This window comes from Shewanella sp. FDAARGOS_354, from assembly GCF_002209245.2.
Taxonomy (GTDB): Bacteria; Pseudomonadota; Gammaproteobacteria; order Enterobacterales; family Shewanellaceae; genus Shewanella; species Shewanella xiamenensis.
This window is the reverse complement of record NZ_CP022089.2, coordinates 873,148-894,531: the sequence shown is the minus strand read 5'-3', so window position 1 is coordinate 894,531 and position 21,384 is coordinate 873,148. Positions and strand designations below refer to the sequence as shown.

Genomic DNA, 21,384 nt, shown 5'->3' with positions numbered 1-21,384 from the left:
AAAATACTTGTATTAAAACTGCCTTAGGTTTAACTTTTATGCGACACAGGTCAGACCACAAACTATAATTGTGATCGCAATCAACAAAACTCGTTATGACCTGTGATTGGCACTCAGTCATACTTAAGGAGAAATTACAGTGACTACCCTACTTTGGATCATCGCCATGATCTTAGTGCTAGGAGCCCTAGCTTACCTTCGGGTATCTTTGCTCACTGCCACTATTGCAGCCGCTGTTGTGATGACAGCCGGATGGACACTCGATGTTGTCGGCCCTATCTCTTGGATTATCTTCCTGGTGATCGCGCTGCCCCTCAATATCAGTGCATTTAGACAAAATGTTATCAGTCGCCCACTGATGAAGATGTACCGTGGCATCATGCCCGAAATGTCTTCAACCGAAAAAGAAGCGATTGAAGCTGGTACCACTTGGTGGGAAGCCGATCTGTTTGCGGGTAACCCAAACTGGAAAAAACTCCACAACTACCCTGTTGCTCGTTTAAGTGCCGATGAGCAAGCCTTCTTAGACGGTCCAGTTGAAGAAGTGTGCCGCATGGTGAATCAACACCAAGTATCACACCAACTTGCTGATTTGCCTGCTGAAGTATGGCAATACCTGAAAGATCACGGTTTCTTCGCCATGATCATTAAGAAAAAGTACGGCGGTTTAGAGTATTCAGCCTACGCCCAATCACGCGTACTGCAAAAGCTTGCGGGTTTAAGCAGCGAGCTGGCATCCACTGTAGGTGTGCCTAACTCCTTAGGCCCTGGCGAACTGTTACAACACTATGGTACGCCAGAGCAGCAAAACTATTACCTGCCACGTTTAGCCAAAGGGCTAGAAGTGCCATGTTTCGCACTGACAAGCCCAGAGGCTGGTAGCGATGCGGGTTCTATCCCTGACTTTGGTATCGTGTGTAAAGGCCAATGGGAAGGCGAAGAAGTCTTAGGTATGCGCTTAACCTGGAACAAGCGTTATATCACCCTCGCACCTGTTGCGACTGTATTAGGCTTAGCCTTTAAACTGCGTGACCCTGATCACCTGTTAGGCGATAAAGAAGAGCTGGGCATTACCTGCGCGCTTATTCCTACAGACGTTGAAGGCGTTGAAACGGGTCGTCGTCACTTCCCGCTGAACTGTATGTTCCAAAACGGTCCTACTCGCGGTAAAGACGTATTCGTACCATTAAGCTTTATCATCGGTGGTCCGAAAATGGCTGGCCAAGGCTGGCGTATGCTGGTTGAGTGTTTATCTGTTGGCCGTGGTATCACCCTGCCATCAAACTCTGCCGGTGGCGTCAAAACCGCAGCGTTAGCAACTGGTGCCTATGCGCGTATTCGTCGTCAATTCAAACTGCCTATTGGTAAGTTGGAAGGGATTGAAGAGCCAATGGCACGCATCGGTGGTAACGCCTACCTGATGGATGCCGTGACCTCATTAACCACCACAGGTATCGACTTAGGTGAAAAACCTTCAGTTATCTCGGCTATAGTGAAATATCACCTGACTGATCGGATGCAGAAATGCGTTATCGACGCCATGGACATCCACGGTGGTAAAGGTGTGTGCTTAGGCCCTAACAACTACTTAGGCCGTGGCTATCAAGCGGCTCCGATTGCGATTACCGTTGAAGGCGCAAACATCCTGACACGTTCGATGATCATCTATGGTCAAGGTGCAATCCGTTGTCATCCTTATGTATTGGCCGAAATGGAGTCAGCGTTTGATACTGAGTCTGGCCAAGGCTTAGCTAACTTCGATGCGGCCATCTTCGGTCACATTGGTTTTGCGACCAGTAACTTTGTCCGTAGCTTCTGGTTAGGTCTGACATCAAGCCGTTTCTCTAACGCGCCATACTCAGATAAAACCAAACGTTATTATCAACATATGAACCGTTTCAGTGCTAACCTTGCCCTGTTATCAGACTTGGCCATGGCAACCTTAGGCGGTAACTTAAAACGTAAAGAGCGTATTTCTGCCCGCTTAGGCGATCTGTTAAGCCAGTTATATCTCGCCTCTGCAACCTTAAAACGTTACCAAGATGAAGGCCGTCAAACTGACGATCTACCACTGGTTCAGTGGGCGGTTGAAGATGCTCTGTATAAGTTACAAGCTTCATTAGACGATTTACTGGATAACTTCCCAATGGGTCTGGGCGGTGTATTACGCGCCATCATGTTCCCATTCGGCCGTCCACTGAAACGTCCAAGCGATGTGTTAGACCATAAAGTGGCTAAGATCATGCAAACGCCCTGTGAAAGCCGTGATCGTTTAGGTAAAGGCCAATTCTGGACTAACTCTGAGCACAATGCTGTGGGTATCCAAGAGCAAACGCTGAAGGATATTCTGGCCGCCGAACCTTTATTCGACAAAGTCTGTAAAGCCAGTGGCAAACGTTTACCTTTCATGTGGCTAGATAAAGTCGCTGCTGAAGGTAAAGCCTTAGGCGTACTAAGCGACAGCGAAGTACAACTGTTGGAACGTGCCGAAATCGGCCGTATGAAGTCTATCAATGTGGATGACTTCGACCCAGCAGAGCTGCGCCCTGAAGTCGTTGCAACGACGTCACAGGAACGCGCCGCTTAATCGCTAAGCTGTACTAAATAAGCCCATCAAAATAAACAAAAGGCACTACAATCTAGTGCCTTTTTTATTTTCGTCTCACTTAACGGGCTTATCCCTTAGCTAGAGTTTCATCAGATGTATTAATGCTTTCTTGAACTTCAACCTCAGGTTGCGTTTGTTCCGCCGCCTTGATTTGCGCTTGCAGCTCAAGTCGTTGACGTTCAGCTTCAGCGTTCTCCTCGGCCTTGGCTTTCGCAAGGGCAGCTTCTTCCGCCGCTTTGGCCTGTGCAGCGATCGCCTCTTGCTCTGCAATCGCCTGTTGGATTTTCGCTTCTTCAAGTGCTTCAACGGGCAATAAACTAATCAACTCAATGCCATTGGGGAATTGGTTGTTATTGCCTGAAACAATCACAACTTTATCTTCTTTAGTCAGATACACTAGCGGCAATGCCGTTTCGCCATAACGTTTGCGGAAATGATCGAAGGTGAAGTTTTCAGTTAAGTTAGTGACCTTAAGCTGCGCTCCTTTCGCCATTTGGCTGGCGATTTTGGCATAGGAAACCGTATCACCAAATAAACATAGCCGCTGTTTGTAAGACTCAGACAATTGATGGCGCGCGCTGCCCTGCTCGGCATTATTAAGGCCAAAAACCTTTTTTGCGCCTAATACATCTTGAAAATAAAAGGTCACTAGCGGGTTTAACTGCTTGTAGGGCGACATGATCAGCACGCGACCAATTCCTGTTAGATCCATATAGGTTTCAGCATGTTCCGAGGCAGGGTTACCAAAATAGACAGGAATATTGTCCATCCGTGCAAGGCGAATATTATCCCAGTTGCTGTCGGCCAGTAGCACTTTGACATCTTTGCTTTTTAAGATTTTTGCCAGCTCGCGGGAAAACTTGGAGGCACCAAAAATTAATAATCCTTGCGCCGAACCCGACGTGACCCCAAGGTATTTCGCCCAGCGGCCCGCGGTTAGGCTTTGGATCACCACGGTGCCGATAATGATTAAAAACACTAAAGGTACAATGGCTTCGGCGCCCTGTACATTGTTTGCCTCTAACTTAATGGCGAATAATGAAGACACGGCCGCCGCCACAATCCCCCGCGGAGCAATCCAACATAGGAACCACTTATCGGCCTTTGAGAGTGACGTCCCAATGCCTGACACCCAAATACTGAGTGGCCGTGCAACTAGCATAGTCACGGCGAGCACACCAATGCCGCCCCAACCTAAATCCATCATGGCATTCGAGTCGAGTCTGGCGGCTAACAGGATAAATAAGGCGGAGATCAGCAGAACTGTCAGTGTTTCTTTAAATTCAAGGATTTCAGCAATATCCACGCCGCGCATATTCGCCAGCCAAATGCCCATCACAGTCACGGTGAGCAATCCCGATTCTTCCTGCAACAAATTTGAGCCGACGAAAATCCCCAGCATTAGGGTTAATACTGCGGTATTACGTAAATAGTGTGGCAACAAATTGTGGCGGATCACTTGGCCAATTAAGTAACCTGATGCAGCGCCTAAGCCTAAGCCAAGTGTGAGCATAGAACCTAGTGCATAGAGTACATGGCTAGTTTGATTGCCAGATACCGTTATATATTCAAACACTAATACCGCTAGCAGCGCGCCAATTGGGTCAATCACAATCCCTTCCCAGCGTAAAATACTCGCGAGCTGCGACTTTGGCCTAACGCTGCGCAGCATTGGTACTATCACAGTTGGCCCCGTGACCACCACCAACGCACCAAATAGCAGTGCAACTTCCCAGCTAAAATCCAGCAGGTAAAAAGTGGCAACACTGATACAACCCCAGGTGATCACCATTCCGATGCTCACTAAGTGAGTCACCATGCGGCCATGATCTTTAATCTCTTTAAAATTGAGGGTTAATGCGCCCTCAAACAGGATCACGGCAACGCCTAGGGAAATAATCGGAAACAGTAAATCCCCAAATATTGCATCGGGATTTAACACTCCAAATGCTGGACCTAGTAATAAACCACAGAGTAGTAGCGGTAAAATTGCTGGTAATCTCAACTTCCAACCAAGCCATTGACAAAAAAGCGAAAGCACGCCGATGAGTGCTAGCATCCCAGTGATTTTTTCAACCATAAAACATCCTTTCGTTAGGTGAGGCATGCGATTGTGGATTTAACCTAACACGCTTTTTCATTCAGGAAAATAAACGGTTAATGATAACAATAGCAGTAAAAAGCACGCTCTAGTGAGGCTTTGTTTCCTAAATCGATTCAGCGAGCAAAGCTCCTCATAATCGTTTGAATATTAAACTACACGGTAAGTTTCAGGCATGCCTAGCCCAGTGAGTTTGTTCAACGCCTTTATCATCGCGTAAGTTTCTCCTACCTGACCGTTATAATTTCGCAGGCTCAATCTGCCACCAAGTAGTTGCTTCACTCTGTACATTGCTGTTTCTGAGATTGACCGCCGATGATAACCATACCGTTTTTTCCACTGTTTATTTGAACCATGAAGCTGTTGCCAACTGACCGCTAAGTTACGCGGATGACCTTGTTCCCAGAGCGCGGCACCTTCCCTCGGTGGAATGAGTACTAAAGCCCGTTTTCTACGAACGGCATCGTGACAGGCTCTTGTGTCGTAAGCACCATCACCTGAGATATTGCGGATTTTGCGATGGGTTTGCTTGAGCAAATTCGGCATAACTTCAGCGTCAGTGACACCGGATAAACTCAGTTCCGCTGCAATAATTTCATGGCTATGGGTATCGACAGCGATATGCAGCTTACGCCACACGCGGCGCTTGCCATTTGTGCCATGTTTCTTCACTTTCCACTCACCTTCGCCATAAACCTTCAAGCCTGTCGAGTCGATAGCCAAGTGCTCAATGGTGCCACGCGTCTTGGTTTTAAAAGCAATCTTGACGGTTTTAGCGCGTTTGCTGATGCAAGTGTAATGTGGGCACGAAAGCGGAATATCAGCCAGTTTAAACACCGAGTTGATAAAGCCTTGTAACGCTCGTAGTGGCATCGAGAAAACACGTTTAACCATCAGCGCGGTGGTAATGGCTAAGTCGCTAAATACGCGTGGTCGACCTTTCCTTGGTTGCTCGGCCTTAGCTTTCCACTGGGCGATAGCGTCCTCATCAATCCAGAAGGTAAGTGAGCCACGATTGATCAGGGCTTGATTGTATTGCTTCCAGTTGATTGTTTTATATTGAGGTTTTGACACGATTGATGGGCGAGTTGATGGGCTATGTCGATCAGATCACCAGCTATGGTTTTAGTTCAACTGATTTAGGAAACAAAGCCCTCTAGTGATGCAAATAAGTTAGATGATATTCAACTTTATTCGCATACCAAGGGAGTTCGAAGGGTTACATTGCTATATAAGAAACACGAAAGCGACAGAGAATAAAGTTGCAGTCTATTCAGCAAGTTGGGATAAGTTAGTGATCGAATAAATATGTAAGATCTAAATGCCCACAAATGTATCTTGAGTTAGAGATTAGCTAATTTTAGTTTTATTTGCTCATCGGGTAGCTTATTCAATATTTCATCGGGGATTCTGCCGTGATATTTAGTGGCATAGTGTGCCAAGCATAATAATAAGGCTAGATTATGTTCAACATTACTCACCTCTGGCTCTGCGCTGGATAAAATGTTGTCACATAAGGATTCGCTATACCCCCAAAGCGTTAAAAGATAGGCTGATATAGAGACGATGAGTTTTCTCACTGGCCACTCCGTAAACTGAGTCGCAAACGAATCTTGCCAAATACGAGATGCCAAAATCAACTCACCTATTGACGACATCAAAGCCGCAATAAATAGCTCTTCTTGTAAACTCTTTTGTAAATTAAGTGCTTTAGCGATTTTTTGAGCGTTAAGCGCTAACTGATACGCATGTTCGTTAATTCTACTCTGCGCAGACTTATCAATAATCGACGTCGCCGATTGCTCAATGGCGATAGAACTAATAATCGCGCTAGTTAAATCCACCCCTAAGCGTTTGATAGCCTCTTCAATTGACAGTGTTGTGCGGCTAAAACCCAAAAACGCGGAGTTTGCGAGTTGTAATAATTTGGCGGTAATAATTGGTTCGTGGGCAATAAGATCAACAATATCGGCGGCTTCGGATTGCTGATTTAGAAGCACTTTGCGGACCTGTTGTACTATGTCTGGCAGTGGCAGTAATAAAGCACTTGCGCCCAACATTGCTCTAACGTCTTGGGAGAATGGCAATTTATGAACCCGTTCCACAGAGGTCAGAAGTTGTACAATATCCTGTTCATTGAAGGGTTTACTCAATACAAAATGAGCCGTTTTGCCCGCTTTGCATACTACTTCCTCTGTCGTGTCACCTGTAAGTAACGCTCTAATTGCCTGGGGATAATGTTTTGAAACCTCAACGAGTACCCTATCGCCATTAACATCAGGCATTAAATAATCGCAGATTATAAGATCGACATTAACATCATTAGCTATAGATTTTGCCCAGTTTAGGCCATCCTCCTCAGTCCAAAACTGCCAGTCAGGTCTCAGTCTTTTCGCTAGCCGTAAGAGAGCTCTAAGCATAAAACTGTCATCATCAACAAAGAGTACATTAAACATAACTCTCTCCTAAGCCATTGTGGCTGAAAGACTTTCAAAAGAAGCCAATAGCGCTAAATACTCCTCTTCAGATTGCGGTTTAGAAATGCAGTATCCTTGCACTACATCACAACCTAAGGATTTGACAATATTGAGTTGGTCCAATGTTTCAATACCCTCGACAACCACTTTCATGTTCAGATCATGTGCTAACCTGACCACATTAGCCACTAAACTTTCAGTATTCAAATTACTTTCAATATCGAGCACAAGTGAACGGTCAATTTTTAGTACATTAATAGGCAGTTTACTCAAGTAACTCAAAGATGAATAACCGGTACCAAAATCATCTATCGCAATACTGATACCGAGTTCAGCAATCGCCTTAAGGGTGATCGCACAATCTTCAAGGTTATTAAGCAAAAAAGTTTCGGTTAATTCAAATTCTAAATCTGTAGGTGAAACGCCTGTCAGCTGAATATGATGCTTTATCCAGTGAATAAAATCAGGCTCAGTTAACTGTCGACCAGATATATTAATTGCCATTTTTCCAAATTGAATGCCTTCACTCTGCCATCTAGCCGCAGTAATAAAGGCCGTTTTGAGCACCCAATAGCCAATATCCACCATTTGGCCATGTTGCTCTGCTAAAGGAATAAATAACGCAGGTGAAACCATCCCAAATTCGGGGTGCTGCCACCGAATGAGGGCTTCACAGCCGGACAAATTATATTTGGCAAAATCAAATTTTGGCTGAAAATGCAGAAAAAGTTGACGCTGTTGCACCGCATGAAATAACGCCTGATTTAATGAGATCTGGTGTTTTTTTCGTTCAATAGCTTGCTGATCATAACGCATAAACATCCGGACGGAGTCTTCTGCCATCATCAGATTACCCAGTAATAAATTATTCAGAACGGATCGAGGCTCATCACCATCGTCGGGTATAAGACAGTAACTGACAGCATAATCCAACTTAGATGAGGTCAAATTAGCTTTACCAGTCACGGGGTCAATAATTGAAGCGGCCTTCTGTAAAGCGTCCATCTCGGAGGTAATATCAGGTAAACAAAGCACAAATTGTTCATTAGCTAGTAGTGCAAGCTCCCCTGCCGTACCAGTGGAATTAAGTAGCTGTAATGCAATATGCTCGATAGTCCGCTGCGCTTCTGAATAACCAATCATGCGGCTCCAGAGTTCAAAACTTTTGATCTTGATAACAACGAGAACCATAGCTCTGCGAGAATTGAGATATTGTGTTATCACCGATATAAGCTGCTGATAATTAAGCAGCGAAGGAAGTTCAAATGCCGTGTTTAGCAACTCACCATCAGTCACGGGATTTAAACACAAAACTACCCCAGAAGGACCAGCTAAACGACAACTCACTTCTAATTCAGTGTGATTCAATAACCTAATAGATACACTCTGACCGATTGCTAATGTCTGTTCCTGCAAGGTTAACCTATCTGTTTCAACCAAAAACTCATCAAGCAAACGTCCCTCGACCAAGGTTGAACCCAAGAGCTTTGTCGCCGCAATATTAGCATGCACAATTTGATTAGATGGGGATATCTCGAGTAAGGCATCGGAACTAGCCAACAACATTTTTTGGGATTGGCGTTGAAAAATCTGTTTGTTGTGATGCGTAAATGCATTCGCTATTTCATCAAGTAACTCGTTATCTTCCCAAGGTTTTTGCAGAAAACGATACGCACTACCCGCATTAAGTAATGACTTCACCGACTCAAAATCTGAATAACCACTAATGACAAGCCCGACGACTTCAGGATATAAGCGTTTGATTTTAGAAAGTAACAGCCCTCCATCCATATAGGGCATTCTAAAATCGGTCAAAACAACTTTACAATCATAAGTGAGTAATAGGTTTAACGCTTCTTCTCCACTTTGAGCTGTCTTTACCGAATAGCCAGAACGAGTTAATAAGCGTTTTAGGGCCTTTAAAATGCCAACATCGTCATCGACTAGTAGTAAAGAGTTATCCATTGTGGCCTCTAGCTTAAGAGCATATTTACTCTGTCCAATAGATCATGATTATCAAAAGGTTTTGCTATCGCATCATCCGCACCTAATCTAATCGACTCTGCTAACTCTTTAGGTGAAAGCCCTGATAATACTAAAATTTTAATATTTGCTAACTCTGGTCGCTCTCGAATAAATTGGATAACTTCAAAACCATTCAACCCAGGTAAGGACAGGTCAAGAAGAATTAAATCTGGCTTTTCAGCAATAATTTTCACCCCAGCCTGAAAACCATCCTGTGCCGATAAAATTGCAAAGGGTGTTGAATGGAGTGCCCGCCTGAGTGCATTTCGCATCGATAATTCATCATCAATGATAAGAATAGACTTTTTATCAGCCATTAACTCATTATTATTTGAGGCTAAAAAGGCTTCTGGCATTGGCATGTTTTGTTGATGTAGAAAACTAATGAAGTCATCAACCAAGACTCGATAATTACCCCGTCCAGGTAATTTGTGACCTTTTAATTGACCTTTAGCGATCCAGCGACTCACTGTGCGTTGATGAACATCGCAATATTGAGCAATATCGCTTGGCTTGAGCGTTTTCATGCTCTCGTACCCATGATTATTCTTGCTTAGTTAACACTTATAGCATAATTTTAATCTATAAGACAAATAGGACAAATGCGATAGGTGACTTAATGCCAACCCCATCTGAAAGCACTCTGCCATTGATTTTGTGTGTAGACGATGAAGCCAGTATTCTAAAATCGCTACAGCGGCTTTTTATCGGTAAGGAGCTGCAGCTTTTATTGGCTGATAGCGGGAGCCAAGCTTTAGAGTTAATGAAGCAGCATAGAATCAATGTCATTATCACCGATATGCGCATGCCGAATATGACGGGGGCAGAATTTTTAGCTAAAGCGGCGGTATTACAACCAGACGCTTACCGCATTTTAATGACCGGTTATGCTGATCTTGCCTCGACGGTCTCTGCAATCAATCTTGGAAAAATCCACAGATATGTTCAAAAACCTTGGGATAATCAAGAACTATTAACTGTGGTTGACGAAGGATTAGCAATGTACCACTTAATTCGTCAAAACAAACAACTTACTGCCAAGGTAGCCGCACAAAACAAACAGTTAAAAGAACTCAATAACTCCCTTGAGGAAACCGTTCAAAAACGTACAGAACAACTTAAGCAAACACTATTAAAATTCAAAAACTTAGCAAGTGAACGACAAAAAGATGAAGCTGCTACCTTAGAGGTACTCTACAATATCATCGTGAGTTATCCACCGCTCAGTGGCGAACTGGCCCGTAAAATCAGCGCCACCTGCGAATATCTTGCAAATGCATTGCAATTGCCTGCAGAACAGATAGTTACGATAACAAAAGCGGGCTTATTTTCAGAAATCGGTAAAATCGCGCTCCCCACCAAAATAGCTGAAACGGCATATACCGACCTCTATGATCGTGAACGTCGTTTATTTAATGAACATCCATTACATGCCGAAGAGATCTTACTGCCCGCGATACATTTAAGCGAAATGTCACTCATCATCGTCAATCAATTAGAGCGCTTTAATGGCGGAGGTGAACCCGCTCAAAAAGCAGGCGTAGACATCCCTCTTGGGTCACGAATATTGGCAGTAGCAAGAGATTTTTGGCTGCATGTTGAAGGCCGATACGATGGTAATAAAAAAAGCATGGCTGACGGCTTTGACGCAATAAAACTACGCCAGGGCAGTTATTATGACCCAGTGATTGTCAACGCTTTGTCAATTTTAGTCACTTCCGAAGAAGTAGACATAGCAAACAAAGCTAGAAGAGGACTACAAGTGAGTGCACTCAAAGCCGGTATGAAATTAAAGCAAAACTTATACAATCTTAAGCACATACTGCTGTTGCCTGAAGGACATATACTAACCTCTGCTTCACTTGATAAATTATCAAAGTATCAGCTAAAACATAAGGAGCAATTGTTAGTTGAAATAGAAACAAACTAAAGCTTAAAACATTATAGATCAATGGGATGACTTAAATATATGACTCACTGAATACATGTAAAATGCCCACGCTGTGATGTTAAAAGTCCGACAAATATTCAGCAGTTATCATCCCTATGACCATTGCGGTGATTATTGGCAAGCTAAACGAAGCTATACTCAGTGTTGATACAAAGCTAACTTTCATCCCTTCCATTAGCATTTGTAACGTTGACATACGTGCTCCATATCAACTGTGTCAAAACGACTAATACTCTTATAAAGTTAGCTGTGCAATTTGGACTATTGAATGAATAAAAATGACCAACAGCAATTGCTGATACAATTAAGAGCAGAAAATCAGGAATTATTAGAGTTTAAAATACTCAATAATTTAATTTCAAAATCGATGCAAGCTTTGACGGAAAACATAGACCAAGCTATGCCATTTAGCGTCTTATTTTCACTAGTCAAACAGGAGTTAAAACCTGATCTTCAATTAATCGTAACTTGCAACCCAGAAAGTACTGAACTGAGTATTTTAGCATGCACACATGAGGAACTAATTGGAAAACACATTACATTCGAAAATACTAAAACTGTAAAATTTGAATTTAGAGAAACAACAGTGATCAATTTAGACTCTACCTCTAATTGGTCAAGCACACTAAAGCGCCTATTGCCCCAAGCGACATCAGCATTAATTCAGCCTGTAAAATTTAACAACAGTGATTATGCCATCATCTTGCTAAAAAAAGAGCCCTATAGCTTTAACTCTGGAGCGCAATCTATCATATCAAACTACTGTAGTTTTATCGCAAACACACTCACATTGAGAGACTATCGCCATATTGCAGCTGAACGCGAAAGTTTATTTGCACAACAAAAAAGAATTGAAAACAGTTTATCGAAACAAGGAAAGTTAGCGGCAATTGGTCAACTTGCAGCCGGTGTTGCCCACGAATTGAATAACCCACTAGGATTTATTTATAGCAACTTGAACACGCTTGACGTGTATTTAAAAGATATCAGCTCATTCATAAACGAAGTAAACAATACACATCCAGAAATTAATATGTCCGTTAAAAAGTACAAGCTTGATTTTATATTAAAAGACAGTATTGAATTAATTAATGAAAGTCAAGAAGGTGCTAGACGTGCGAGAGATATTATTAAAAACCTACGTAACTTCTCACATCCAGATGAACAAACCATATCAACTATAAACATAGTAAAGCTTGTTGAAGATACGGTAAAGATAGCTAAAGTCAATCTAAAAAAACACATAAAAATAAATTTAACTCATCATTTAGAAAGTGTATTAGTCAACGGAAACACAACACAACTAAGTCAAGTAATATTCAATATGATAAACAACTCCTATTATTCAATAAAACATAAAAAAGGATTATTTGAAATAGATATCACGAAGATAAATCATTGGATAAACATTGAAATAAAGGATAATGGGAATGGTATACATGAGACTGATATACCACATATCTTTGAACCTTTTTTTACAACAAAAGAAATTGGTGAAGGTACTGGGTTAGGGCTATCAATATCAAGAGCTATAGTAGAGCAACATAATGGATTTATTACTCTTGACTACACAGGGCCTTTGGGCACAAAATTTGTTATAGGTCTACCGGAGTCTAGCCATGCTAGCAATAATTAGAAGACATAATAAATCCATTAAGAAACACCGAATATTATTCTTATTATATTGTATTATCATTGGATTGGTTGCCAATTTATCAGTTGTAACCGTTCCAATTGCAGTACCTCTCAATATAGGCAATGTTGCAGCTTTATTGATTCTAGCACGTTTAGGTCCCTTGTGGGCGTTAGTATGTTTTGTTTTTGTTGCATCTCCACTCCCCTCTTTTATTGCTATAATACTAAGCCTTATACAAGTCGTATTATTTAATATTTATATTAAAAAAAATAGCTCAAACACAACGCAAATTTCTGTGATTTATTTTTTAGCAGCTGTTCTCATTATAAAAATGTTTTCACTGGAAGCTATAAAGGATAATTTATCCTTCTTAATTATATATAGCTCTTTATCAACGGCATTATTTATTTGGAGTATAAAAGCCGCACGTTTACTCCTTGCATTATATGTTAATAATGAGCAATTAAGAAAACAGTCATTGCAACATCAACTATCTTTTAGAGTCGGATTATACACAGCAATCCCTGCAACATTACTGATTACACTTGGTCTCAATGGACTAACGAGTTTAGAACTTGTGAAACAAATGGTTCATTATCAAAATGAAGTTAACTCTCTTAAGGACAATATTGAGTTAAAACTAAATGATTACATCGTAAAGATTGAAACCATTGTTAATACAACTGAAAAACAAGTTACTAAAAACACCTTAAAACTTCTTGTGGAACAATCTCCAGAATCTATATCTTCACTTGTAACAGATGAGAATGGTATTGTTAGAGATTTCTACAAAGTTGATGCAAACACAAACAACATCGGCAACTTGAGCGTTGCAGACCGTCCCTATTTTTATTTGGTAAAACAAACAAAAACGTCTTTTATAAGTGATACCTTCAAAGGAAGATCACTCGGAGATGATCAATTATTTGCTGTAAGCACACCTATAATAAGAGAAAATAAATTTGATGGTGTACTACAATTAGCAATAAAACTTAATTCATTACTGACATTATTTGATAAACATAATGATAGTATTTCACATCGTATACTCATAGATAAATCAGGAAGAAAAGTATGGGGAAACAATGTAAGTGGTGATATCGGCAGTGTCTGGACTCGCCCTAAAGATAGCGAGCCGATGAAAGATACATTTTTAAGAAAAAGTATATTCAACCCACTTAATCCTATTACATTTAGCAAAGATGCGCATCACTTTATTATCAATGAAAAAGTCGGTTTAACTGGTTGGGAGTTATATTTTTTCATTGACACGAACGATCTCTTCATAAAACTTTCAATTTATTTTTTTCTTGCACTAGCCTTAATCACTATAATATTAGAAACATCTGTTAGATTATCAAAAAGATTTGTAAAAAACTACACACAGGCATTAGAGCAATTGGTAGATTACACTCAACAATGGGATGGCAAAACCTTAAATAGCAAAGCATTGAATCTGACTCAATCGGCGCTTGAAATTGACACTTTAGCGCATAGCTTTATAAATATGCAACGACGAGTAACTGGTGCTCACAACGCAACAATATCATCAATGAATGAGGTAAGACTTCTTAATGAAGAGTTAGAAGAAAGAGTTGAAAAACGAACAAGAGAATTAGAAGAAGAGCGCGATAAAGCAAATCATCTAGCGGCAATTAAAACTAGATTCCTTGCTAATATGAGCCATGAAATTCGTACTCCAATAACGATAATTAAAGGTTTCACTGAACAAATTTTACCCATTACCCATGGTGAAGTACATACTGCTCTTTGCAAAATTGAACAAAATACATCTCACCTTCAAAGTATAATTAATGACATTTTAGACGCGGCTAAAATTGATGAAGGAAAAATGTCTATAGCTGAGCAATCGGTTGCTATTGAACCGCTTTTAAACAGCTTAAGTGATGCATTAACTGTTTTAGCACATTCGAAAAATTTAACTACTCAGTTAGACATTAATCTATCAAATATTAAATATATAAAAACAGACCCTTATAGACTTAAGCAGATATTACTCAATTTTATTAGTAACGCAGTAAAGTTCACGCAAAAAGGTACTATAAAATTAGTTGCGAACATAACAGATAAAAATGAGTTATATATTGCAATTATCGACAACGGCATTGGTATTTCATCTGAACAAGCATCGAGTTTATTTCATGCATTTACTCAAGCAGACTCCAGTACCAGTAGAGATTATGGCGGTACAGGTCTAGGATTATTTATCAGTAAACAATTAGCTGATGCTATGTCTTTACAACTTAATATGCATAGTACAGTTGGGATTGGGTCTTGTTTCTCTATCACATTACCCGAAGAAAAATTAATTAATAACGTTGCCATAACGCATGATGAAATCAACATTATTCAAAATGACATCATAGACTGGAAAAAGAAAAGCATCTTATTTGTTGATGATGTAGAGGATATTAGAGACTTAGTAGCAATTTACCTAAAAGATACCGGAATAAGTATAGATTTTGGTGTCAATGGTGAAGAAGCAATACAATTAGCATCTCTAAAACATTACGATCTGATCATATTAGACCAACAAATGCCAGTTATCGATGGACTTACCGCTGCAAATACAATACGTGCGATGAATAAAAATATTCCTTTATTATTATTAAGTGCTGATATTTTTTATGATGACAGTGAAAAAAATAGCTCTTTCAACAAAAAAATCACAAAACCTTTTAGCAAACAACAGATCATTGATACCTTGCAATATTTTCTGGGAGAAAACCAATCAACATATAATAAGCAAAAAAAAGAAGATGACATATTAGATAATGATTTAACAATTGAATATCTAAAAACCTTACCTAATACATTGTCTTTATTAAAGCAACTTATCAATGATGGAGAAGTAAAAAAGTTAGGACATGAATTACATAAGCTAAAAGGAACAAGTGCGTGTTTAGGGCTTAGCAATATATCGTCATGTGCGGCTCATCTCAATGTGAAACTAAAAAATCGAATGATAACCCTAGATGAAATCAACGAATTGTCAACCGCTATAACGGATGCACTTTTAGCTGAAAATGAAAAATAATAGGATATAATATCAATGATAACACATGAGTCAGACCTAACACTCAAAAACATCAGCAGGAGTTAAGATTGGTAATATCACAGTGAAAGAAGTGCCCACACCCAAAGTAGAAGTGACTTTAATCTCACCTTTATGCTTTTGAACTATACTGTAGGATAATGATAAACCAAGCCCTGTGCCTGTTCCGACAGGTTTGGTGGTGTAAAAAGGTTCAAATATTTTACGTATATCTTGTGCTGCAATACCAGAACCAGTATCACGAATAACAATCATAAATTCTGATTCTGTCGCACTTACATCGATAGATATTTCACCTCTTTCCTCTATAGCTTGCGCAGCATTAACTAACAAATTAAGGAATACTTGATTAAGCTGCATTGGCTGACAATATAGCTCTGGCAAATTATCCTGGAAATTACGAAGAACAACAGCTTTATATTTAATTTGGTTAGCAGCAATTTTTAATGTATTTTCAACACCCTCTATTACATTAGCATATTGCCATTCACTACTATCGACATGAGAAAAAGACTTGAGGCTTTTCACTATTACGGCAACGCGATCTAATCCCTCAATCGATTCATTGATTAAATCAGGTAAATCTGAGCATATAAATTCAAACTGATGTCGCTTCAACATATCTTGTTCAAGTGCAAAATAAGGAGGAGACCCAATCTTATGTACTAGTTTTTGATAAAAGCTAAGTAATTTCAACAACTTATCATTATAATCTTGTAAGCTTTGTAAATTTGAATTCACAAAACCAATTGGATTATTAATTTCATGAGCAACGCCTGCAGCTAACTGTCCAATTGCGGCCATTTTTTCAGATTGTAATAATTGATTCTGAGCAGCCTCTAGTTTTTTATTGAGAAGACTCAGTGCTGTATGCTCTTGTTCCAATTGTTCAGAAAGGCACTTTTGTGCTTGGTAATAACTTGCAAGCTCAGTTACATCTTGCACAATTAAACAAACTGTTTTCACTTGATTATTTTCTATATCGAGCGGGAAAAACTCAATATTTTGGTACATAGCAGTCTCTTCACCTGTAATAGGCCGACTGCTACTAAAGTCAAATACATGTGGACGATGTTCCCAATATGAGAAACTGGCATTATTAAGCACAAAAACGCTATTAATTTTTTTTTGAAGAAATTTTGCGGCATCAGGGAATAACGTGAGTAAGTTATTTTCGTGTGTAACTGACTTATTATCGGTTGACAATCTATCGGTAAAAAATTCATTCCAGTAAATAATTTGATAAAACTCATCAACCACACAAATTCCAAGTGGTAAGCGTGAAGTAAGCTTCTGCAATAGCTGTGACTGACTCATAATTACTCCAGCAGCTGCTGTAGTTTCACTAATAAAGTTTGAACTGATGCCTCTTCCAAACAGATCACAACTTTTGAGTCAAACTGACTCACTTCCACTTTAAACTCAACCTCCATCATTAAAGTACTTGCCCATCTATAGTGGTAATGCTGACTAGCCGCATTATACATTGTCGGCATACTTAACTTTGCGTTTAATGAAAGTTGCTCAGCAAATCCGGTTAAACATGCACCAGCTAAAATATTGGCAAGTTCTAACAACAATTCATTTAACCGGTCTTGAGTAAGTGGCAGTTCATACTCCATTAATGTACCAATCGCATCGCAGCCCTGCTTAGATAGCGTTGAAATAACTTCACCTTTAATACTGCCTAAAAATGATTGGCGTGTGTACCACATTGCCTCGTCCGATAGCATAGAGACAAATTGTTCAGGAGTAACATCACTGATTTTAGGAATTGATAGTGTAATTTTAGCTTCGATTAAACGAGCAAGTGAATTAGCTGCTTGCCCCATAGAAATATTCATCAATTCCTGGAGCGCGTCTCGCTGTTCTTCAGATAGCAACATGTTCATATTAGCCCCACATCGAAAAGTGCTTCTCTTAACTGTGCGGGTTGTAACGGTTTTTGTAAGAAACGAAAAGCACCTAGGGAATCAACTAACAATTTAGCTTCTGGCTGTATATCTGCACTTATCACAATCACAACCGTCTTTGATTGTTGTTCATGAAGACATTTAAGTACTCCAAATCCATCAAGTTCAGGCATGGTCAGGTCAAGAAATAGTACCTCAGCCTTACCTGAATTAGCTGCTTCTAAGGCCTCTTTTCCATTACACGCTTCAGTGATCTCAACATCCCAGTCCTCCGGTAAAGCTCGTCTTACCGCTTTTCTGGACATTAAAGAATCATCAGCAATTGTGACAGGTATTGGCATAGCACTGAAGGATCCCCTCATAAATCAGCCATAGCATAGCCATATTTGAGCAACTGATTGGCGAATAATACCCAGGCCGCCAGCAATTCTTTCTCCGTGATTTGATAATCAGGCCGCCTGAGTACCTCCAATCCCAAGCGAATCGTTGAGAGTACCGTTCGATGCCCAATGGTATTGGCCTGAAAATGCTTATCCCAGCCCTGTTGCTGTGCGTGTAAACCAACTAGCCACAACAGGCATTGAACCATCAACGCTATCAGTAGGATGATGTCGAATCGCTCTGGACTGTTGGTACGACTTTGGCGTAAGCCAAAGCCGTATGCCGGGCTTTTGAGGTCACGAAAGGTTTCCTCTATTTGCATACGTTTGGCGTACAGGTTTACCAGCTGCTTTGGGCTCCGAGATTCTGGTGGTAAATTGCTGGCTAACACCCAAGGCTCTTTCGCCGATGTTGAGTACGTTTTTGCCGATGGATGGTGGCAATTAGTCCTCGTTGAACGCTGATTTGTACGCCCCTTAGGTTTGCTACGATAAAGCGTGAGATGGCAATTGATAGGGTTAGTTTTGGTCAAGGTCTTACAACCCAGGCTCTTCGCTTGACCGTTGGCCAAGTCATGTGTACTGCGAACTGCACGCCAATTTTCAGCGCCAATATCTGCAAATTGAACTGTACCGCGAATACGGCTTAGCCAAAACCAACCATGCGCCTCAACCTCTTTGTACCAAGGCACTTTGAACCCCGCGTCAGTCACGATGAGAGGGGTAACATGCAAAGGTAAAATCTTGGCTAAGTCCGCTAAAAAACCGTTGTGGGAGGCCTTAGAGCATTGTTCTGATAGGGGATAGGACTTCTCATACAGGGTAATAGAGCGGCCATTGAAGGCTATTGAGGCGCGCAGAGCCATGATGCGTTTATGCTCTCGGATGTCTGACCAATCGACGAGCACAATCGGCATAGGGTTACCAGAACAGATGAGGCTGGCATGCCATTGGTAGACAGCTAACCGTTCTTGATGCAGATGCGTGTTGCCGAGCAAACGATCAATGCGCTTGATGTTGTGCTTGGTTCGGGCCGTGGTTGGTAAATTTCGACCTAACTCAGTCAAGGTCAGTGTCTTACATTCAATCAGCGCCTTAGAGGCCAGCATCAAGCTGTTTAATCGTTTTAGGTGAAGTTCTGGGCAGTATTGGTGTAAAGAATGTAGTAGGATATTGGCTTCGCGCATCTTGTTGTCCAAGTGTAGTTTTTAGCGAAACCATTTGATCATGCAACAAGATGCGCTTCCACTCTAATTTGATGATTTATTTGTAAATCATCAGGGGATTCTTCAGGGCATAGCATCACCTCATGAGTGTCTCATCTGTCTTATATTAGTCGTTATTCACTATGCGTCAATGTTAAGCGCTAATAATAAGAATCTTAGTAGAACCTTCAGCACAATGATTTTCTCGATAAGGTTGAACTTAAAAAATAACTCATGCCAAAACAACAAACTAGTAAAACTATTCCACCGTCTTGATTGCATTCCAGTTGCTTTCAGGATGAAAATTTAGCTCAACAGTCATTTGTAGCTTTAACTTGGCTGAAAATAGATGAACAGATGGTGTTAAATGAATGCGAGTGCAATATAAGAATAAAACCACATAACAGATACGACCATATTAGGGCGTGTTGGCAACGTTTCAGAGTGGTTTGTTTCAGCAGTTTGGCTGGTTATGCGAGGCAAAGTCCGTACAGCATAGTTAACCTGAGCTTCGGATAAGAATTTAGCTCCCAAAAGGAACTAAATGCTCGTTCCCTGATCCGATCATTCGACCAAGAGTGATTAGAAAAAGGAACGAGCATGAACAAACTAGTTGAAACTTACTGTGATGTCGATGATTTCTGTCAGTTATTTATCCCACATTGGCAACGCTTATGGTAGTGTTCATAATTCTGTGTCATTTCAGTAAAATATTCAAAAACAGGAATGACACATGACCCAACCTTTTAACTTCGAACAAGCCCTTAAAGATCTGCAATCAGGTAAAAGCCTCACAGGTAAAGACAGCATTCTTGGTCCACTGATCAAGCAACTCACTGAAGCGGCTCTCCAGGCTGAGCTTGAGCAGCATTTAGCGCATGATCCTCAGCCTAATCGTAAAAATGGCAAAACCTCTAAGACCATTAAGTATCCGTCCGGTAACTTTGAGTTAGACGCGCCTAGAGACCGCAATGGCACCTTTGAGCCTCAGTTGATTAAGAAAAATCAAACTACGCTAACCGATGAAATCGAACGTAAAGTGTTATCGATGTTCAGTATAGGTATGAGCTATCGCGATATTAATCAACATGTTGAAGATATGTATGGGCTCAATGTGTCTAACGCAACAGTCAGTGCTATCACTGACAAACTCATCCCCGAACTTAAAGCGTGGCAACAGCGCCCATTAGATAGCCATTATCCTATCGTTTGGCTTGATGCGATACATTACAAAGTCAAAGAGGATGGGCGTTACGTCAGTAAAGCCGTTTACACATTGTTAGCGCTTAATATGAAAGGAAAAAAGGAAATTTTAGGGCTTCACTTGTCCGAAAATGAAGGCGCTAATTACTGGCTATCCGTACTGACCGATCTTAATAATCGTGGTGTAAAAGATATTCTTATCGCCTGTGTTGACGGTTTGACCGGTTTCCCTGAGGCCATAGCCAGTATCTTCCCTCATACGGAAACACAGCTATGTGTTATCCACCAGATCCGCAACTCAATGAAGTATGTCGCCTCAAAAAATCAGAAAGCGTTTATGGCTGATTTAAAGCCTGTGTATCGAGCCGTGAGTAAAGAAGCCGCAGAGATGGCATTGGACGAACTGGAGGCCAAATGGGGTGATGCTTATCCGCTGGTAATCAACTCTTGGCGTCGCAAATGGCATAATTTGTCCCATTATTTTAAGTACCCAGAACATATCAGGAAAGTGATTTACACGACCAATGCGGTTGAGGCTGTGCATCGCCAATTTAGAAAGCTCACCAAAACCAAAGGTGCTTTTCCTAATGAAAATAGCTTGTTGAAGCTACTTTACGCAGGCATATTAAACGCCTCAGATAAATGGACCATGCCAATCCACAATTGGAGCCTTTGTTTATCTCAGTTAGCGATTTATTTTGAAGGACGTTTAGATAGCGTGCTGGAAATTTAAAAATTAGCCTGACACAGAATTTTGAACGCCCTCACGCTTATTGCTTGATAATGGTGAAATGAAGCGTAATACCAAT

14 protein-coding genes are annotated in these 21,384 nt (G+C 40.8%); 5 read left to right on the top strand and 9 right to left on the bottom strand.

What is annotated here, in order from left to right; genetic code table 11:
• Positions 1–139 precede the first annotated feature (139 nt).
• Positions 140–2,587, top strand: coding sequence for an acyl-CoA dehydrogenase FadE (gene fadE, locus CEQ32_RS04090; protein WP_037427644.1), 2,448 nt, complete (start codon positions 140–142; stop codon positions 2,585–2,587).
• An 88-nt stretch (positions 2,588–2,675) separates the two neighbouring features.
• On the opposite strand, the gene CEQ32_RS04085 is transcribed toward fadE, so the two are convergent.
• The 5 genes from CEQ32_RS04085 to CEQ32_RS04065 all read right to left on the bottom strand — a co-directional run bounded on the left by CEQ32_RS04085 (position 2,676) and on the right by CEQ32_RS04065 (position 9,738).
• Positions 2,676–4,688 (bottom strand): cation:proton antiporter, encoded by a 2,013-nt coding sequence (locus CEQ32_RS04085; protein ID WP_088585548.1) that lies wholly within the window; start codon positions 4,686–4,688, stop codon positions 2,676–2,678.
• A 171-nt stretch (positions 4,689–4,859) separates the two neighbouring features.
• Positions 4,860–5,783, bottom strand: coding sequence for an IS5-like element ISSpu11 family transposase (locus CEQ32_RS04080; RefSeq protein WP_088585547.1), 924 nt, complete (start codon positions 5,781–5,783; stop codon positions 4,860–4,862).
• 269 nt (positions 5,784–6,052) lie between these two features.
• Complete coding sequence (locus CEQ32_RS04075) at positions 6,053–7,129, bottom strand: HDOD domain-containing protein (protein ID WP_231640378.1); 1,077 nt, start codon at positions 7,127–7,129, stop codon at positions 6,053–6,055.
• Between the two features lie 45 nt (positions 7,130–7,174).
• On the bottom strand, positions 7,175–9,151 hold the full coding sequence (locus CEQ32_RS04070) for an EAL domain-containing protein (RefSeq protein WP_055647649.1): 1,977 nt from the start codon (positions 9,149–9,151) through the stop codon (positions 7,175–7,177).
• A gap of 8 nt (positions 9,152–9,159) precedes the next feature.
• Positions 9,160–9,738, bottom strand: a complete 579-nt coding sequence (locus tag CEQ32_RS04065; RefSeq protein WP_037419118.1) for a response regulator — start codon at positions 9,736–9,738, stop codon at positions 9,160–9,162.
• 92 nt (positions 9,739–9,830) lie between these two features.
• Between CEQ32_RS04065 and CEQ32_RS04060 the strand changes: the two genes are divergently transcribed.
• The 3 genes from CEQ32_RS04060 (at position 9,831) to CEQ32_RS04050 (ending at position 15,856) form a co-directional block, all read left to right on the top strand.
• The gene (locus tag CEQ32_RS04060) at positions 9,831–11,141 is read left to right on the top strand and encodes an HD domain-containing phosphohydrolase (protein WP_055647650.1); all 1,311 of its coding nucleotides are present in this window, start codon (positions 9,831–9,833) and stop codon (positions 11,139–11,141) included.
• Positions 11,142–11,430: 289 nt separating this feature from the next.
• A complete protein-coding gene (locus tag CEQ32_RS04055; protein ID WP_088585545.1) occupies positions 11,431–12,798 on the top strand; it encodes a sensor histidine kinase in 1,368 nt (455 codons plus the stop codon).
• The gene (locus CEQ32_RS04050; RefSeq protein WP_088585544.1) at positions 12,782–15,856 is read left to right on the top strand and encodes an ATP-binding protein; all 3,075 of its coding nucleotides are present in this window, start codon (positions 12,782–12,784) and stop codon (positions 15,854–15,856) included. The genes CEQ32_RS04055 and CEQ32_RS04050 overlap by 17 nt, the downstream gene beginning before the upstream one ends.
• A gap of 36 nt (positions 15,857–15,892) precedes the next feature.
• On the opposite strand, the gene CEQ32_RS04045 is transcribed toward CEQ32_RS04050, so the two are convergent.
• The 4 genes from CEQ32_RS04045 to CEQ32_RS04030 are packed head-to-tail and all read right to left on the bottom strand — an operon-like array spanning position 15,893 to position 19,354.
• Entirely contained in the window at positions 15,893–17,191 is a 1,299-nt protein-coding gene (locus CEQ32_RS04045) for a sensor histidine kinase (RefSeq protein ID WP_088585543.1), read from the bottom strand.
• A gap of 2 nt (positions 17,192–17,193) precedes the next feature.
• The gene (locus CEQ32_RS04040; RefSeq protein WP_037427655.1) at positions 17,194–17,766 is read right to left on the bottom strand and encodes a chemotaxis protein CheC; all 573 of its coding nucleotides are present in this window, start codon (positions 17,764–17,766) and stop codon (positions 17,194–17,196) included.
• Complete coding sequence (locus CEQ32_RS04035) at positions 17,763–18,128, bottom strand: response regulator (protein WP_037419128.1); 366 nt, start codon at positions 18,126–18,128, stop codon at positions 17,763–17,765. Before CEQ32_RS04035 ends, CEQ32_RS04040 begins: the two co-directional genes overlap by 4 nt.
• Positions 18,129–18,145: 17 nt before the next feature.
• Complete coding sequence (locus CEQ32_RS04030) at positions 18,146–19,354, bottom strand: IS4-like element IS10A family transposase (protein ID WP_088585542.1); 1,209 nt, start codon at positions 19,352–19,354, stop codon at positions 18,146–18,148.
• Positions 19,355–20,105: 751 nt separating this feature from the next.
• On the opposite strand from CEQ32_RS04030, the gene CEQ32_RS04025 reads away from it, so the two are divergent.
• The gene (locus CEQ32_RS04025) at positions 20,106–21,308 is read left to right on the top strand and encodes an IS256-like element ISSod4 family transposase (protein ID WP_032482388.1); all 1,203 of its coding nucleotides are present in this window, start codon (positions 20,106–20,108) and stop codon (positions 21,306–21,308) included.
• Positions 21,309–21,384: the final 76 nt, after the last annotated feature.

Bases quoted from the DNA above. Each gene is read 5' to 3' on its own strand.
- CEQ32_RS04085 (WP_088585548.1), bottom strand. From the start codon at position 4,688: ATGGTTGAAAAAATCACTGGGATGCTAGCACTCATCGGCGTGCTTTCG.
- CEQ32_RS04075 (WP_231640378.1), bottom strand. From the start codon at position 7,129: ATGCTTAGAGCTCTCTTACGGCTAGCGAAAAGACTGAGACCTGACTGG.
- CEQ32_RS04070 (WP_055647649.1), bottom strand. From the start codon at position 9,151: ATGGATAACTCTTTACTACTAGTCGATGACGATGTTGGCATTTTAAAG.
- CEQ32_RS04065 (WP_037419118.1), bottom strand. From the start codon at position 9,738: ATGAAAACGCTCAAGCCAAGCGATATTGCTCAATATTGCGATGTTCAT.
- CEQ32_RS04060 (WP_055647650.1), top strand. From the start codon at position 9,831: ATGCCAACCCCATCTGAAAGCACTCTGCCATTGATTTTGTGTGTAGAC.
- CEQ32_RS04055 (WP_088585545.1), top strand. From the start codon at position 11,431: ATGAATAAAAATGACCAACAGCAATTGCTGATACAATTAAGAGCAGAA.
- CEQ32_RS04050 (WP_088585544.1), top strand. From the start codon at position 12,782: ATGCTAGCAATAATTAGAAGACATAATAAATCCATTAAGAAACACCGA.
- CEQ32_RS04045 (WP_088585543.1), bottom strand. From the start codon at position 17,191: ATGAGTCAGTCACAGCTATTGCAGAAGCTTACTTCACGCTTACCACTT.
- CEQ32_RS04040 (WP_037427655.1), bottom strand. From the start codon at position 17,766: ATGAACATGTTGCTATCTGAAGAACAGCGAGACGCGCTCCAGGAATTG.
- CEQ32_RS04035 (WP_037419128.1), bottom strand. From the start codon at position 18,128: ATGCCAATACCTGTCACAATTGCTGATGATTCTTTAATGTCCAGAAAA.
- CEQ32_RS04030 (WP_088585542.1), bottom strand. From the start codon at position 19,354: ATGCGCGAAGCCAATATCCTACTACATTCTTTACACCAATACTGCCCA.
- CEQ32_RS04025 (WP_032482388.1), top strand. From the start codon at position 20,106: ATGACCCAACCTTTTAACTTCGAACAAGCCCTTAAAGATCTGCAATCA.